10 protein-coding genes are annotated in these 16,476 nt (G+C 73.0%); all 10 read right to left on the bottom strand.

Going from position 1 to position 16,476, the window contains the following annotated elements; all coding sequences use genetic code 11:
• Position 1 precedes the first annotated feature (1 nt).
• A complete protein-coding gene (locus LG395_RS02955) occupies positions 2-1,549 on the bottom strand; it encodes a right-handed parallel beta-helix repeat-containing protein (protein WP_225808329.1) in 1,548 nt (515 codons plus the stop codon).
• 12 nt (positions 1,550-1,561) lie between these two features.
• A complete protein-coding gene (locus LG395_RS02950) occupies positions 1,562-3,514 on the bottom strand; it encodes an alginate lyase family protein (RefSeq protein ID WP_225808328.1) in 1,953 nt (650 codons plus the stop codon).
• On the bottom strand, positions 3,511-5,691 hold the full coding sequence (locus tag LG395_RS02945) for a bi-domain-containing oxidoreductase (protein ID WP_225808327.1): 2,181 nt from the start codon (positions 5,689-5,691) through the stop codon (positions 3,511-3,513). The genes LG395_RS02950 and LG395_RS02945 overlap by 4 nt, the downstream gene beginning before the upstream one ends.
• A gap of 17 nt (positions 5,692-5,708) precedes the next feature.
• Positions 5,709-7,643 carry an asparagine synthase (glutamine-hydrolyzing) gene (asnB, locus tag LG395_RS02940; RefSeq protein WP_225808326.1) on the bottom strand — a complete coding sequence of 645 codons (1,935 nt, stop codon included), beginning with the start codon at positions 7,641-7,643 and terminating at the stop codon, positions 5,709-5,711.
• A gap of 3 nt (positions 7,644-7,646) precedes the next feature.
• Positions 7,647-9,167 carry a Wzz/FepE/Etk N-terminal domain-containing protein gene (locus LG395_RS02935; protein ID WP_225808325.1) on the bottom strand — a complete coding sequence of 507 codons (1,521 nt, stop codon included), beginning with the start codon at positions 9,165-9,167 and terminating at the stop codon, positions 7,647-7,649.
• Complete coding sequence (locus LG395_RS02930; protein WP_171152006.1) at positions 9,164-10,534, bottom strand: Wzz/FepE/Etk N-terminal domain-containing protein; 1,371 nt, start codon at positions 10,532-10,534, stop codon at positions 9,164-9,166. Before LG395_RS02930 ends, LG395_RS02935 begins: the two co-directional genes overlap by 4 nt.
• The gene (locus LG395_RS02925) at positions 10,531-11,784 is read right to left on the bottom strand and encodes a glycosyltransferase family 4 protein (protein ID WP_225808324.1); all 1,254 of its coding nucleotides are present in this window, start codon (positions 11,782-11,784) and stop codon (positions 10,531-10,533) included. Before LG395_RS02925 ends, LG395_RS02930 begins: the two co-directional genes overlap by 4 nt.
• A gap of 1 nt (position 11,785) precedes the next feature.
• On the bottom strand, positions 11,786-13,102 hold the full coding sequence (locus LG395_RS02920) for a nucleotide sugar dehydrogenase (protein WP_225808323.1): 1,317 nt from the start codon (positions 13,100-13,102) through the stop codon (positions 11,786-11,788).
• A gap of 73 nt (positions 13,103-13,175) precedes the next feature.
• Positions 13,176-14,654 (bottom strand): sugar transferase, encoded by a 1,479-nt coding sequence (locus LG395_RS02915; RefSeq protein ID WP_225808322.1) that lies wholly within the window; start codon positions 14,652-14,654, stop codon positions 13,176-13,178.
• Positions 14,655-15,471: 817 nt separating this feature from the next.
• Positions 15,472-16,476, bottom strand: a complete 1,005-nt coding sequence (meaB, locus tag LG395_RS02910) for a methylmalonyl Co-A mutase-associated GTPase MeaB (protein ID WP_225808321.1) — start codon at positions 16,474-16,476, stop codon at positions 15,472-15,474.

The following is a 16,476-nucleotide window of genomic DNA, read 5'->3' as shown; positions in this document are numbered from 1 at the left end:
CTCAACCACCGGCCCGTCCCGTCGCGAAGGTGCTGCCCGTGTCCTGCCGGTACGGCGGGCCCTGCCACTGCCACCGGTCGAGCACCTGGCCCGGGTCCCGGACGACGAACTGCCACGGTCCGCGGTAGGTGTTGTCGTGCCAGCGGTTGTGCTGCTCGAGGGTGATCGCCTCGGCCACCCGCTTGCCCTTGTACGGCGACCAGTCCGGATAGGTGCCGTAGTTGGCCAGCACCGCCATGCGGTCGCACTTGTCCGTGCACTTGACGACGGACCTGTCCAGGACGAAGCGGTTGTCGTGGATGTCCACCCGCTGGGTCTTCCAGCGGCAGTCGGCGTACAGCGGCGCCCTGGCGATCGCCGGTTTCGCGCAGCGGGCCTTGTCCTTCACCAGCAGCGTGCAGTCACCGGAGGAGGTGTTGGCCGGACTGTTGCAGAACCGGTCGGCGTTCTCCCACAGGGTGATCCCGTTCCAGTTGTTCTCCAGCAGGTTCCGGTAGATCTCGATCTTGTCCGTGCGGGCCGCGACCCGTGGCTCGCCGCCGGCCTCCGACAGGTAGACGGTCCCGAAGGGGAAGTCGTCGCCGCGCTCGGCGGAGCCGCGGCCCTCGACCCAGTTGTTCCGCCGGATCGTGTTGTTCCGGATGACCGCGTTGTAGCTGATCTCGTAGATCAGCGCGGCGCCGTCGTTCTTCTCGATCAGGTTGTCCTCGAAGCGGAAGTCGTTGTTGTTGGTGTCCGCCCACAACCCGGCCCCGCGGTTGTCGTGCACCCAGTTGCCGCGCACCTCGGCGCCGTCGACCGACCAGAACTTGACGCCTCCGGTGCAGCCGCAGCCGGGCTTGCGCCGCTCCCAGTCGCCGGTGTTGTTGCCGGTGATCTCGTTGCCCTCGACCACCAGGTCGCGGATGGTGTTGCCGGTCTTGTACGCGTTCATGCCGTACTGGCCGTTGTCCCGCAGGCAGTTGGCACGGACCTGCTGGCGGGCGCCGGCCATCAGCCCGGCGCCGTCGTTGTCCCGGATCGTGCTGTGCTCGATGACCCACCCGTCGGCCATGTCGTGGTTGACCACGCCCTCGTCGGTCGGGGCGACGAAGCGCTGCACGGTCAGGTAGCGGATGGTGACATCGGGGGCGGTGCCGCTGAACGCGTAGGCGTTCTTCCTCCCGCCGTCGAGGACCGCGCCCGGCGCGCCGAGGTAGCGGTCCCCCTTCTTGGGCATGACCTGGGCGTAGCGCTCCGGATCGAGCCGGTGCGTGCCCGGCCGCAGCCAGAACGTGGTGCCCGCGGGGCTGTTCCTCGTCTTCTCGGCCAGGTCGCCGACCACGTCGGGGTCGACCGTCACCGCGCCCGCCGGAGCCTTCGCGGGCCCGGCGCCGGGCTGGGCGCACACCCGGGCCACGGCCGGCGCGGCCCCGGACCCGGAGGGCGCGGCGGCCGGCTTGCCCGGTGTGTCCGGCGTGTCCGGCGAGCCCGTACAGCCGGCCGCGGCCAGCAGGGCCAGCGTCAGCGGTGCCGCGCGCCACGCCCGGCACCGGCACTCGATCCCCACGTCCCCTCCCCCCTAGCCGCGGAACGTCAGTACGGTGGTGAACCCCCGCACGCCGTCGGCGGAGCCGGTGCCGACCAGCGTGGTGGCGGGTTCCTTGCGCCCGAAACCGGCGGAGTACCAGCCCAGCGGCGGCCCGGTCTCGCCGCGGTGCGCACGCCAGGACAGTTCCCCCGGCAGCACGAGCACCGCCGAGCGCTCCTCGCCGTCCCGGGTCCAGGTCAGCTCCGCCCGGTTCCCCACCAGCTCCGCGCCGATCGCCGGGCCGAGGTGGAAGGCGAGCCGCACGGACCGGCGCGGGCCGCGCACCTCGTCGACCACCCTCAACTCCCGCTCCGCGGCGTTCAGCTCCACCCGTCGGCGGTGCGTGGCGGGGCGGTAACCGTCGTGCTCGGCACACCAGCGGGCCGTACCCCCCGAGGAGGCGCCGGAGGTGTCCGCGACCAGGACGCGGCTGCGGGCGTGCCGGGTCCACAGGAACGGGCCGCCGGAGACGGACTGGTCGCCGCCGTCCAGTTGCAGGGTGTTGTGGCCGAGGGTCGAGCGGAAGTACCGGCGCCACTCGGGCTGCCCGTGGTAGCAGTACGTCCCCGGGTCGGCGAGGACGTCGACCCCGTCGTGGCGGACCTCCACGGACAGCGCGTCCGCGTGGGCGTGGGCGGCGATGGACAGGAAGCCGTGCGGGCCACCGTCGCAGCGGCACCAGATCCCCGCCGGACCGCGCAGGATCGTCATACCCGCGTCGGCGAAGTGGGCCGGCCGGCTCGCCGGACGGGACACCGGCAGCCGGGCGGGTCCGAGGAGCGCGGCCAGCAGCGGGGTGCGCACATCGGTGCCGGTCACCTCCGGCCACCAGGCGAGCCGGCCGAACACGGCGTCACCGGTGGCCAGCAACGAGGCCCAGCGGTCGGTGCCCGCACCGTCCACGACCAGACCGTGCCCGTCGTCCCCGTCGCCCTGGCGCGGCGGCCGCAGCCGGTCGTCCACGACGGCCGCGAGCGCGTCGGTCATCCGCAGCAGCACCAGGCGCACCGTCGCGGGAACCGGCACGCCCGCGGCGTCCGCCTCGGCCAGCGCGGCCAGGCCGAGCTCCAGCACGAGCCCGTGGTACTCGGAGGCCAGCTCGCGGTTGAGGCCGGAGGGGAAGGTGTTGACGCGCAGGTGCCGGTCCAGCGACCGCAGCGCGTCGGCCCGCCAGCGCGCCGAGTCGGGGAACCAGTCGAACGCGCAGGCCGCGGCGAACTGCCCGGCGGCCTCGGCGATCACGTGGTTGTTCGCCGACGACCCCCGGCTGGGGAAGGCCGCCAGCCAGCGCTGGTGGTGCCAGATCTGGCCGAGCGCCACCGGGTCGCCCTCGAACAGGGCGGTCGCGCCCGGCCAGCCGTCGAGCAGCCGGCGGATCCACACCCAGGACAGCAGCCGGATGCCCAGCTCGATGCCGCTGGTCCAGTGCACCCCGCGCAGCGGTGGGTTGGCCGCCCACCACGACCGCAGGTGCCCGGCCACGCGTTCGGCGTACCGCTCGTTCCCGGTGATCGCGTAGGCGGCGGCGAGCACGGTGAGGTACTGGTGCCGGGACGGCTCCCAGATCTGCTTGATGTCCCCGACCGCGTCCTCGTCCCGGTAGGGCACGTCGAAGGCGTAGCCCTGCGGGGCCCGGCGCCCGGTCCTCGGGTCGTACCGCCAGTCCGGGTCGGCCAGGTCGTCGCGGACCACCCCGAAGAACTCGGCGTGCCCGTCCATGAGCCGGTCCGCCTCGGCGACGAGTCGTTTGGCGGCGTCCGGCGGCACCGCCGCGACGGCCCCCGCGGGCAGGACCGCGGTGAACCGGGCGCCGCTCACGCCCGGGCAGTCCGGCGGCGCCGAACGCCACCGCCGTCTGCGCACCGCGTCGCCCGCCCGGCCCGCGACCTCCCGCGGTCCCATCCGGGACAGCCGCCGCAGGTACCAGCCCGCGCTCATGGTCATCGCGCCCGCTCCAGCGTCACCGGCGCACCGGCGGCCAGGCCGGTCCGCACCGCGAGGGTGGCCGTCGTGGTGGCGACCAGCGACGCGAGCGGCACCGGCATCGGCCCGCCGGTCCGCACGGCCTTGACGAACGCGGCCAGCTCGGCGTTCTGGCCCTTGTCCCGGGCCTTGGGCAGCCGCGAACTGACCCACCGCTTGCGGTCGTACACGAAGGCGCGGACGAAGTCGTCCAACCGCAGCGCCTTGCCGTCCGCGACCAGGTCCAGCGTCTCCTTGGGGAAGCCCGCCGGGCCGCTGGTGACGTAGCTGATGGTGGCGGTGGACCCGTCCGGGTAGCGCAGGACGACCTGGAGGTCCTCGTTGCCGGGCGAGGCGACCGCGTACACCGAGACCGGGTCGGCCCCGAGCAGCCAGCTCGCCGTGTCGATGAAGTGCCCGCCCTCGCCGGCGAACCGCGAGCCCTCGGTGCCCTGCCGGAGGTACCAGCTGTTGTGGTCGAGGCGTCCCGCGTTGACCAGGTACCGCAGGTTCGCCGGACCGGTCCGGGTGCCGAACCGTGCCCTGGCCTCCCGCAGCAGCGGCGAGAACCGGCGGTTGAAGCCCACCTGCAAGCGGTCGTTGCCGGACTCCTCCACCGCCGCGAGCACCCCGGCCAGCTCCTCCTCGGTGAGGGCCAGCGGCTTCTCCACGAACACGGCCTTGCCGGCCAGCAGTGCCCGGCGGGTCAGGTCGGCGTGCGAGCTGTGCCGGGTGACGACGAACACCGCGTCGACGGACTCGTCACCGAGCACGGCGTCGAGGTCGGTGGTCGCCTCGGCGAAGCCGAACTTGCGCTGGGCGTTGGCCGCGGACAGCGCCGTCGTGGTGACGACGGTCGACAGCTCGACACCGTCGCGCTGCGCCAGGTGCGGCAGCAGCATCGACGTCGCGTAGTTGCCCGCGCCGACGAACGCCAGCCGCACCGACGCGTTGGCCGCCCGGACCGGACGCCGCCGCGCGTTCACCGCGGGCACGGCCACCGCCGGTGCCACCGCCTCCCCGGCCCTCCCCTCCTGCTCGGGGTACCGGAACAGCACGGCCACGGCCTTCAGTTCGCCGTCCTTCAGACGCCGGTACGTCTCGACCGCGTCGTCGAAGTCGGCGACGTGGGACACCAGGGGCTCCACGTCGACGCTGCCGCGGGCGAGGAGGTCGAGGAAGCACGCCAGGTTGCGGCGCTCGGTCCAGCGGACATAGCCGATCGGGTAGTCGCGCCCCTCCAGCTCGTACTCCGGGTCGTAGCGACCGGGGCCGTAACTGCGGGAGAACCGGACGTCGAGCTCCTTCTCGTAGTACGCGTTCCACGGCAGGTCCAGGCGGCACTTGCCGATGTCGACGACCCGGCCGCGGTCCCGGCTCAGCCGGGCGGCCAGCTCGACGGGCTGGTTGCTGCCGCCGCCGGCGGCCAGGTACACATGGTCCACGCCCAGGCCGCCGGTGAGTTCGGCGACGGCGCTCTCCACGGCCGCGGACGCGGGATCGCCGCAGGCCGCGGCGCCCAGACGCCCGGCCAGCTCGCAGCGCGCCGGGTCGGGGTCGACCCCGACGACGCGCACCCCGGACGCGGTCAGCAGCTGCACCACCAGCTGTCCGATCAGCCCGAGGCCGATGACCAGTGCCACTTCGCCGAGCCGCGGCTCGCCCTGGCGGACGCCCTGCAGGGCGATCGAGCCGACCGTGCCGAAGGCCGCGTGCCGCGGCGCGAGGCCGTCCGGCACCGGGACGTACAGGTTCTTCGGCACCCAGTTCACCTCGGCGTGCAACGCGTGCTCGTTGCCCGCGCAGGCCACGAGGTCGCCGGCCTTCACATCGTCGATCCCGGCGCCGACCTGCTCGACCACCCCGCACAGCGAGTAGCCCAGCGGCGTGTAGGAGTCCAGCTTGCCCATCACCTTGCGGTAGGTGGCGGGCACCCCGTTGGTGGCCACGCTCTGCATGACCTTGGCCACCTGGTCGGGACGGGAGCGGGCCTTGCCCAGCATCGACATGCCGGCCTCGGAGACCTTCATGAGCTCGGTCCCGGTGGAGATCAGCGAGTAGGCGCTGCGGACCAGCACTCCGCCCGGCTTGCACCCCGGCACCGGCACGTCGAGCACGGCCAGCTCGCCGCTCTTGTAGTTCTGCACAACCTGTTTCACCCGAACTCCTCTGATTCCTAAGCCGTCATCCGAGTGCTCTGGCCGGACCCAGAGGTCGCGTCGCGATACCAGTACTCGAGCGTCAGTACGTGCCACAGATGCTTGGAGAAGTCCCGCTGCCCGGCGGCGTCCTCGGCGACCATCCGCTTCAGTGCGTCGCGGCGCAGGAACCCGGAGCGGACCAGCTCCCCGTCGTCGACCACCTCACGCACCAGCGGTGCCAGGTCCCGGCTCATCCAGGCCCGCAGCGGCGCGCTGAACAGGCCCTTGGGCCGGTACACGATCTCCCGGGGCAGGACGGAGACGGCCGCCTCCTTCAGGACGGCCTTGCCCTGCCGTCCGGCGATCTTGCGGTCCCCGGGCACGGCGAAGGCGGCCCTGACCACCTCGACATCGACGTACGGCACCCTCACCTCGGTCGACGCGGCCATGCTGGAGCGGTCCGTGTACGCGAGGTTCAGACCCGGCAGGAACATCCGGGCGTCGGTCAGGCACATGCGGTTGACGAAGTCGTCCAGGTCGTTGTCCCGGTAGGTGTCCGCGTGCTCGGTGAGCACGTCGTCGACCGTCCCCGCCAGGTCCGGATCGAGGAGGGCGAGCAGCTCGTCCTGGTCGTACATGGTGTAGCTGCGCCGGAACGCGGTCTCCTCCGGCAGATCGGCGAAGGAGAGGAACCGCTTGGCGAACCGCACCGACCGGTACCCCCGGCGGGACGTGGCGACCGGCAGCCGGTCCACGGCCGCGGACACCCCGCGCCGCAGGGGCCGCGGGACGCGCTGGTAGCGCAGCGCGAGCAGGTTGGCCAGGTGCTTGCGGTACCCGGCGAACAGCTCGTCGGCGCCCATCCCCGACAGCAGCACCTTGACCCCGGCCTCCCGGGCGGCCGAGCAGATCAGGAACGTGTTGATCGCGGCGGGGTCGCCGATCGGCTCGTCCAGGTGGTGCGTCATCCGCGGCAGCAGGTCGAGCACGTCCGGGGCGATCTCGATCTCGTGCAGGTCGACGCCGAACCGCTCGGCCACCTGCCGGGCGTAGCGCAGGTCGTCGGGCATCGCCTCGAACCTGGCGTCCTCGGCGCGAAACCCGATCGTGTAGGCGGAGATGCCCGGCCGGTGACGGGCGGCCAGCGCGGTCAGGTAGCTGGAGTCCAGCCCGCCGGAGAGGAAGGTCGCCACGGGCACGTCGGAGAGCAGGTGGCGCCGGGCCGACTCCTCGACGACGGCGGCCAGGTCCGGCCGCTCGCCGGCCCGGGCCCGCTCCCGGCCCTCGGCGGCGACGTCCCGCAGGTTCCAGAACCGGCCGCGCTCCACCGAGCCGTCGGCCCGGCACCGCAGCCAGCTCCCCGGCGGCAGTTTCTCCGCCTCGCGGAACGCGCACCGCGAGTCCGGCACCCAGTAGTACAGCAGCGAGGCCACCAGCGCCGCGTGGTCCACCTCCAGCGGCCCGCCGGTCGCGGCGGCGAGCGCCTTGAGCTCGGAGGCGAACACCAGCCCCTCGCCGCGCCGCAGCAGGAACAGCGGTTTGACGCCGAGCTGGTCCCGGACGAGGACGAGGTCACCGGTGCGCTCGTCGAAGATCCCGAACGCGAACATGCCGCGCAGCCGGGGCAGGCAGTCGGTGCCCCAGCGCCGCCAGGCCTCCAGCAGCACCTCGGTGTCGGAGGTGCCGCGAAAGCGCACACCGGCGGCGGCCAGCTCGGCACGCAGCTCAGGCGCGTTGTACAGCTCGCCGTTGTACGTCAGGGCGAGGCCGCCCGAGACCATCGGCTGGGCGCCGGTCTCCGACAGGTCGATGATGGCCAGCCGGCGGTGCCCGAGGTGCACCTCGCCGTCACCGGCCCGGTGGCTGTACCGGCCCGACCCGTCCGGACCGCGGTGGGCCAGGATGCCGGTGAGCCGGTCGGTCACCACCTTGCCGTCCGGCCAGCGGTACGTACCCGCGATGCCACACATGTCCTACCGCGCCTCCTGGTCGTTGTCCGCGCCCCGGGCGGCCCACATCGGCTGCCGCTCCGTGCGCCGCCGGCCCGTCTGCTGGGCCGGGCGCTCGCTGCGGCCGCGGAGCGCGGTGTGCAGCCCGTCCCACAGCGTGCCGTCGGTCCGGTCGCGCGGATCGGGGTCGATCAGCACCACACCGATCACCGCGATGTGCTGGTCGGCGAGCTGCCGCGCCACGGTGTGCAGCCACGCGGCGCCGCCGTGGCCGGCACGCACGACGAGCACGGTCTGCGTGCCCAGGTACCGCAGGTCGGTCCACGCCGTCCCGGGCGCCACCGAGCCGACGCCGAGCCGGCGTTCCTGGGGCGGCAGGGCCGCGGCGCGCTCGGCGCCGACCACGGCCGGGTCGCCGGGCTTCGGGCGGCGGTCCGCGAGCTGCGGGCCGGGCAGGGCGTCGACGACGGTCACCGCCCCCTCCGCCGCCATCGCCCTGGCGAGGTCGAGGGCGATCACACCGGTGGCGCGCGCGCAGCCGAGTTCCAGCAGCGACACCGGTTCGGTGGAGCCGCGCACGGTGCGGGCGAGGTGCGCGGTGAGCCGTTCGCGGGACAGCCGGGTCCGTCGGCGCCGCCAGGGCCTGCCCGGCCGGCGGGGCAGCTCGGCGATGACCGAGGCGCCGAGGTTCGCCGCGATGTCCCGGCGCAGCACGGGGCGGTCGGCGACCACGACGCCCACGGCGGCGACGGAGAGGCCGAGCACGAGACCGAGGACGAGCCCGATCGCGGCGTCGGTGGCGGCGGCCTTGGGCAGCGAGTGCTTCACCGGGCGCGGGGCGTCCACGATCTCCGTGCCGGCGACGACCTGGGGCGTGCCGACCCGCGCCTCCTCGGCGCGCTGGTTGAAGTCGGCGATCCGCGTGGTCAGTTCGGCCCGGCGGGCGAAGAGCGACTCGATGCTCGCCGATTCCTGCGGGTCGCTCGCCGTCTCCGGTGACCGGTCTCCGATGTCCTTGTTGACCTGGGCGAGTTCGTCCTTCATGCGGTCACGCTGGTCGAGCAGGGCCTTGGCCTCGGCGTTCGCCGTCGCCCGCATCCTGCGCACGTGGTCCGCGACGAACGCGTCGGCCAGGGCCCCGGCCCGGGCCACCGCCTCCGCGTCGCTGTCGCCCGTCACGGTGATCTCCAGCAGGTTGTTGGTGATGCCGGCGCCCCGGTAGTCCCGCATGAAGTCCTCGGGATCCTCGTGGGACTTGAGCGACCGCAGGGCGTTCTCGGCGATCCGGGTGGTTCCCAGCACCTCGACGTCGGTGCGGATCAGCGTTCCGGTGTCGTTCGGCTGGTCCTCCTTGTGCGCGACCAGCACCTTGGTGACCGCGGTCGGCGGCGGTGGCATCAGGACGGCCACGGCCGCGCCGGCCAGCAGTCCCAGGAGTGCCATGGCGCACCAGAGGCGGCGGCGCCTGCGGACGGCGACGACCAGGGCCTGCAGGTCGAGGAGCGGGGTGGTGGCCGACGACTCCGGTGTCGTGCTCGTCGTCACGCCGGACCCCCCGTCGCGTGGCCGGGTACCGCGAGGGCCAGAGTGGACTCGTCCGCAGGACGTGCGGCCGTCCTGGTGGGCCGGGTCCGGACCAGGCCGGCGACGACGACGCCGACGACCTCGTGCCCGCCGTCCGCGCACGCCTCGGCGATGCCGGCGAGCTCCTCCGCGGTCCAGTTCCCCGCGCTCAGGACGACCAGGGCGCCGGACTCGGTGTCGCGGTCCGGTACGACCGGCCGGTCCACCGAGACCGGCACCACCCGCAGCTGCGGGTCGCTCTTGGCCTCGGCGGCGAGCTGTTCGGCGGCCCGGCGGCCGATCTCGTCGCCGTCCGGTACGACGGCCAGGAGACGGCGCGGAGACGGCAGTCGCGTACGGAGCCGGGCGCACACCCGGCGGTAGCGGATCCGCCGGCCGGCCTCGTCGCCGGATGCCTGCGGGGCCGGCAGGTCCCACCGGGTGTCGATGCCGAGGAGCCGGCGGATCCCGGCCCGTGGGCCGCGGTCCTCCGGCCGGTGCCCGCCCCGCCGTTCGGCGGGCACGTCGACGGTGCCGAGGAGCGCCGAGCCCAGCGCCGCGGCGATCTCCGGCTCGGTGCGCAGCCGGCGGTTCGCCCGCGCGGCGACGAGGTGGCCGACGACCGCGAGCAGGAAGAACAGCAGCGCCCCGGCGACGACGAGCTGCACCCTGGTCGGCGGCGCCTCGCCGGTCGGGCGGGCCGCCGGCCCCATGACGACCATGCCGGCCACGGTGTTCGCCGGGTCGGCCTGCTCGAGCTTCGTCATGGCCTCCTCCAGCGACGTGCGCAGCTTCTCCAGCTCGGTGCGGGCCTGCACGCTCTCCACGGTCTGTCCCGGATCGGCCGCGGCGGCCAGTTCGCTGATGCGGCGGTTGGTCTCCTCGACCTTCTTCCGCAGCGCCCCGGGCCCGGTGGCCGCTTTGGCGTCGGTGCCGCCGCCCGCGATCCGCGCCGCGAACTTCACGAACTGGTCGGCCACCTGGTCGGCCAGCCGCTGGGCGCGCTCCGGGGTGCCGGCCGTGCCCGAGATCTTGATGATGTTGCCGTCGGCGGCCTTGGCGGCCACCTGGTCGCGCAGCTCCGTGCCGCTGACGCCCGGCCAGCCGAGCGAGGCCGCGGCGCGGTCGACCACCGTCGAACTCGTCGCGATGTCCACCTGGGTGAGCAGTTCGCGTTCCTCCCACTGCCCGGGCAGCAGGACCGAGGCCGACGCCGTGTACCGCGGCGGGAACAGCAGGGAGGCGCCGTAGCCGGCGAGCGCCCCCACCAGGGCGAGGACGGTGAGGAGCCGCCAGCGCCGGCGGAACACCCGCCCGATCGTGACCAGGCGTATCGTGTCGTCGCTCAACGTCGAGGCCTCTTCCCTGCCCGGACCGGACCGCCCGCCGGCACCGGAGCGCGGTCACGGCAGGCAGCGGCGTAGGCGGCGAGCAGCGACGCCTGCGAGTTCCGCCAGGACAGCGGCCCGCCGATCCGCTCCTGGCCGAGCTTGCCCATCCTGGCCCGCCGCTCCGGATCGTCCAGCAGCCGCGCGATGAGCTCCGCGAACTCGGTCTCGTCGTTGGCGCGCGCGTAGACGGCGGCGTCACCGGCGGAGACCCGCGCCTCGCGCAGGTCGAACGAGACGATGGGCCGGCCCATCACCATGTACTCCAGGACCTTGTTCATGGTGGACACGTCGTTGAGTGGATTGAGCGGGTCGGGGGAGAGGCACACGTCCGCGGTGGACAGGTAGCGCACCAGGTCGGCGTCGGGCACGCGCCCGGTGAACTCCACCTGCTCCGCGAGCCCGAGCCGCCAGGACAGCTCCACCATCGCGTCGAAGGTGTCGCCGGCACCGACGAACACCGCGTGCCAGTCGGTCCGCCCGAGCTCGTCGCGCAGCTTCGCGAGGGCTCGCAGGGCGTAGTCGACGCCGTCCTGCGGGCCCATCACGCCCAGGTAGCACAGCAGATGAGGCTTGCCGCGCTTCAGCTGCGGCTCCGGCGGTACCGGCTGGAACCGCTCGGTGTCGGGCGCGCTGCGCACCACGAAGACGTCCTGCGGACGCCGGCCGCCACGGCGCAGCGCGACGTCCCGGTAGCTCTCGTTCGTGGCGAGCACGACGTCCGCGGCCCGGTAGGTCAGCCGTTCCAGCGCGCACACGGCGCGGTAGAGCAGGTCCTTGCCGCGGTCGAACCGGGAGAGGTACAGCTCGGGCACCAGGTCGTGCTGGTCGAACACGAACCGCGCCCCGCGCCGCTTCAGCCACAGGGCCGGCAGGAACAGCAGGTCGGGCGGGTTGCAGGCGTGGACCACGTCGACCGGGCCGACCTTCCGGGCCAGCCGGACCGTGTGCCACAGCGCCGATCCGTACTCCCGCAGGTAGCCGGCCGGTCCTCCGGTGGCGGCGCGCAACGGGTAGCGGTGGACGCGCACCCCGTCGATCACCGCCTCCGGCTCCGTGTCCCGCTTGGTCCCCCTGGGGCAGATGACGTGCACCTCCCAGCCGGCGTCGCGCAGCGTCGTGCACTCCTGCCACACGCGCCGGTCGAACGGCACGGACAGGTTCTCCACCAGGATCAGCGCGCGCCGGGCCGGCCCGGCGCCGCCCGTCATGTCACCAGGCAAGGCCCACGTACCCCGGTTCGGCCCGGCGCGCCTCGGCGTCGGGGAGGCGGACGAGGTCGACGAGCACCGGTCCGTCGCCCTGGGGCAGGGCCGACAGCACGGCCGGGTCCCTGGTGCCGACCAGGCACACCTCGGCGTGCTCCAGCACCTCGCCGACGGAGTCCGCGAGCAGTTGCGCGAGGTGGGGCAGCCGGTTCTCGATGTACTCGCGGTTCGCGCCGATCAGCCGGGAGAGGTTCACGTTGGCGTCGTAGATCCGCAGGTCGTACCCCTTGCCGAAGAGCCTCTCCGCCAGCTCGACGAGCGGGCTCTCGCGCAGGTCGTCGGTGCCGGGTTTGAAGGAGAGCCCGAACATGCCTATGCGTCTCCTGCCGGTCCGCTCGACCAGGTCCACCGCGCGTTGCAGGTGGTCGGAGTTGGAGGGCAGCACGTGCGCGAGGATGGGCACCGAGACGTCGGCCCGCTGCGCCGCGTGCACCAGGCTGCGCAGGTCCTTGGGCAGGCAGGAGCCGCCGAAGGCGAAGCCGGGCCGCAGGTAGGCGGGGCTGATGTTCAGCTTGCGGTCGGCCAGGAAGACGTCCATCACCTGGTGCGAGTCGACGCCGAGCGCCTGGCACACCGCGCCCAGTTCGTTCGCGAAGCCGATCTTGAGGCCGTGGAACGCGTTGTCCGCGTACTTGATCGCCTCGGCCGTCGGGATGGGCACCCGGAACACCTCTCCGGGCAGGCCGTCGTACAGCGCCGTCACCGTGTCGCCGCTCGCCGCGTCCAGCTCGCCGACGACGGTCTTGGGCGGGTCGAAGAAGTCCCGCACGCTCGTGCCCTCGCGCAGGAACTCCGGGTTGACCGCGACCCCGACGTCCACGCCGGCCGTACCGCCGACGTACTTCTCCAGGATCGGCACCAGCAGGTTCAGGCAGGTGCCCGGGAGCATGGTGCTGCGGAAGACGACGGTGTGCCGCCCGCCGCGTTCGGCCAGCGCCGCGCCGATCTGCTCGGTGACCCGCTCCAGGTACGTGGTGCACAGACTGCCGTTGGGCTCCGACGGCGTCCCCACGCAGACCAGCGACACCTCGCTGTTCATGACCGCCTCGCGGACGTCGCCGGTGGCGCGCAACGCCCCCGTCCGCACGACCTCGGCGGTGAGCTCGCCGATCCGCTCCTCGACCACCGGGGCCTTGCCGTCGTTGACCAGGTCGACCTTCACCTGGTTGACGTCCACCCCGATGACCTCGTGACCCATGCTGGCCAGGCACGCGGCCGACACGCAGCCCACGTAGCCGAGCCCGAAAACGCTGACTCTCATGACCCGTTCCTCCCCCCAGGCAGGCCTTGTGGCCTGCGGTCCGCGCGTCCGGCCGGACGACGGCCCCCGCACATCAGTAGGCGCCCTGCCCGTAGAGCACCGCACGCAGCGTCTTCCACAAGATCACTGTGTCCAGGGCGAGCGACCAGTCCTCCACGTACCGCAGGTCCAGGCGGACCGCTTCCTCCCACGACAGGTCGCTGCGCCCGCTGATCTGCCACAGACCGGTGAGTCCGGGCTTGACCAGCAGCCGACGCCGGATGTCCGGGTCGTACGCGGCGCACTCCTCCGGCAACGGAGGCCGCGGACCGACGAGCGACATCGATCCGGTGAGCACGTTGAACAGCTGCGGGAGCTCGTCGAGCGAGTACCGGCGCAGCACGGTTCCGACCCGGGTCACGCGCGGGTCCCGGCGGAGCTTGAACAGCGGGCCGGCGCCCTCGTTGCGGTGGGCCAGCTGGGCACGCGCCCCGTCGGCCCCGACGACCATGGTGCGGAACTTGTACATGGTGAACTCACGGCCGTCCTTGCCGACCCTGCGCTGCCGGTAGAACGCCCCGCCCCGGCTGTCCGCCACCACGAGCAGCCCGACGAGCACCATCAGCGGTGCGAACAGCAGCAGCAGGAGCGCCGCGCCCATCCGGTCGACGACGCCCTTGACCGCCCGGCGACCCCCGGTGAAGGCCGGCATGCTCACCCGCAGCAGCGGGATGCCGAGCACCGCGTCGACGTGCAGCCGGGGACCGGCCACCTCCATCAGCACCGGTGCCACGACCATCTCGGCATCGCTGCCCTCGAGGTTCCAGGCCAGCCGCTGCAGCCGGGCCGGTGACCAGTGGGGGTCCGGTGTGACCGCGACGACCCGGTAGCCGTCGTGGTGGACGTGCTTGGCGACGTCCTCGAGCCGGCCGACGACCGGCACCCCCTCCAGTTCGTCACCGTCGAGACCGAGACCGTCCGTCGTGCACACCGCGTCCACGCGCCAGCCGAGGTGCGGGAACTTGCGGGTGCGGGTGATCAGGTCGCGCACGGTGGCCACGCTCCCGGCGGCGAGCACCGGCCGCAGGCACTGTCCCTCCTTGCGCTGCTTGTGCAGCCACAGGCGCAGCAGGTACCGCGCGGTCATGGTGACGAGCGCGATCGCGGGGACCGCGACGAAGATCCAGAGCTTGATGTTGCGTGAGGTGAGGGCTATCCCGCCGAGGGCGAGGACGACGGTCGCCGTGAACAGCGAGCGCCCGAGCCGCCGGAACTCCTCGGCTCCCTGGCCGAGCACGGCCGGAGCCCACGCCCGGCTCACCGCGAGCGCCCCGAGCACCAGCAGTTCGGTGCCGAAGGCGAGTATCCCCCACTTCTCGTGCCAGTTGGCCGCGTCGCGGGCCCCGAAGAAGTTGCCGATCGCCGCCACCACGAAGGCCGTGGCCACGGTGTCGCTGATGATCACGGTACGGCGGTACCGCTGCTCCCAGTCGGTTGTGGGCCGGCTGGCCGCCCCGTCCGCCAGACGCTCGCGCGCAGACGGAAACGGGCTGACAAGTCCCCCTTGCCGCACAGAACCCCCCCAGGTCCCAGTGGTTCGACGTGTTCGCCCAACACTGTTCGTCCCCCTCGGGAGGCCCCCGCCTCCCGCACTGTTCCTCCCCCGGGGGCCCCCGCCCCCGCGCCTGCCGTCCCGGCTGTTCCGGAACCCCTGGTGCTCCCCGCACCCCGAGGCCCCGTCTCGGGCTCCCAGAAATGATCATCAATACGTCCGGGACGCGGGACGTGACTGCCGGCTTTCCGTTGCGCCGGGCTTAAAGATCATTAATTGGTTGCCAAGTGTCCGAACAGCTGAAGCACGGTCAATCTAGACCATCGGGGCCGATCTGAAGAGAGGATGTGTGGAATTTGTGCTCGGGCTTTTGGGGCCCGGTCCACCGCCCGGTGACCGCCCACGGGCGCCTTTGCGCCACCGCGCGCCCAGCGGCTCGTCCGGCCCCGCAAGCGGCTTCCAGGTGACCTGGGCGTGCGGACAGAGGGCCTTTGACCTGCGGCTTCCGCCGATGGCTGAGGGTGATGGGCGTCGCGCCGATCATGGCGCCGGCCGTCATGAATGCCGCCGGGGGCCCGCGTGACGGGCGACCGGCATGATCGAAACCAGCACTGCGCGGTATGGCCGGTCTTCACTGGTTCCCGGCAATCCCGCACGTCACTTCAGGAACTGACGTTCATATGTTCGCGCGTTTGTTCGCGCTGTGCGCTTCTCCCGATTCCCGGATCGCACAACCGGGTTCATTCCGTGGAAGGCATTTCCGAGCCGTACCGCCGGCGGTCCGCCGCACCGCCGCGTCCCGCCGCGCCGGAGGGACGCGGCGGGAGCCGGGCGTCGCTCAGTCCTCGGCGGGAAGCGCCGTACGGCCCTCGAAAGCCGCCAGGATGCGCTCCGCCGCCAGAGTGGCCGTCAACCGGCCCTCCCTGACCTGCCGTTCGAGGTCGGGGGCCGTCGCGCGGACCACCGGGTCGGCGTGCAGACGGCCGAGGAGTTCGTCGCGGACCATCGCCCACGTCCAGCCGACCTGCTGGTCCCGGCGCTTGGCGGCCAGCCGGCCGGTGGAGTCGAGCAGGGCGCGGTGCTGCTCCAGACGCTCCCAGACCGTGTCGAGGCCGGCCGACTCGCGGGCGCTGCAGTGCAGCACCGGCGGGGTCCAGAAGGCGTCCTTGCCGTGCATCAGGCGCAGCGCGCCCGCCAGCTCCCGGGCCGCCGCCCGCGCGTCGCGCTCGTGCGGGCCGTCCGCCTTGTTGACGGCGATCACGTCGGCCAGCTCCAGGACGCCCTTCTTGATGCCCTGCAACTGGTCACCGGTGCGGGCCAGCGTCAGCAGCAGGAAGGAGTCGACCATCTCGGCGACCGTCGTCTCGGACTGGCCGACGCCGACGGTCTCGACCAGGACCACGTCGTAGCCCGCCGCCTCCATCACCACCATCGACTCCCGGGTGGCCTTCGCGACCCCGCCCAGCGTGCCCGCGCTGGGGGAGGGGCGGACGAAGGCCGCCGGATCGACCGCGAGACGCTCCATCCTGGTCTTGTCGCCCAGGATGGAGCCGCCCGTGCGGGTGGAGGACGGGTCGACGGCGAGGACCGCCACCCGGTGGCCCAGCGAGGTCAGCATCGTGCCGAACGCGTCGATGAACGTCGACTTGCCCACCCCTGGCACCCCGCTGACGCCGATCCGCCGCGCCCGGCCGCTGTGCGGCAGCAGCTCGGTGAGCAACTGCTGTGCCAGGGCCCGGTGCTGGGGCCGGGTGGACTCGACGAGCGTGATGGCGCGGGCCACCAGGGCCCGTTTCCCGTCGAGCACACCCTTCACATAGGTGTCCAGATCGATCGCGGCCAT

It is taken from the genome of Streptomyces spinosus, from assembly GCF_020400655.1.
GTDB lineage: Bacteria > Actinomycetota > Actinomycetes > Streptomycetales > Streptomycetaceae > Streptomyces > Streptomyces argyrophylli.
This window is presented reverse-complemented; position numbering and strand designations above follow the sequence as displayed.

Coding starts and splice junctions, on each gene's coding strand:
- LG395_RS02950 (WP_225808328.1), bottom strand. CDS start 3,514: ATGACCATGAGCGCGGGCTGGTACCTGCGGCGGCTGTCCCGGATGGGA.
- asnB (WP_225808326.1), bottom strand. CDS start 7,643: ATGTGTGGCATCGCGGGTACGTACCGCTGGCCGGACGGCAAGGTGGTG.
- LG395_RS02925 (WP_225808324.1), bottom strand. CDS start 11,784: ATGACGGGCGGCGCCGGGCCGGCCCGGCGCGCGCTGATCCTGGTGGAG.
- LG395_RS02920 (WP_225808323.1), bottom strand. CDS start 13,102: ATGAGAGTCAGCGTTTTCGGGCTCGGCTACGTGGGCTGCGTGTCGGCC.
- meaB (WP_225808321.1), bottom strand. CDS start 16,476: ATGGCCGCGATCGATCTGGACACCTATGTGAAGGGTGTGCTCGACGGG.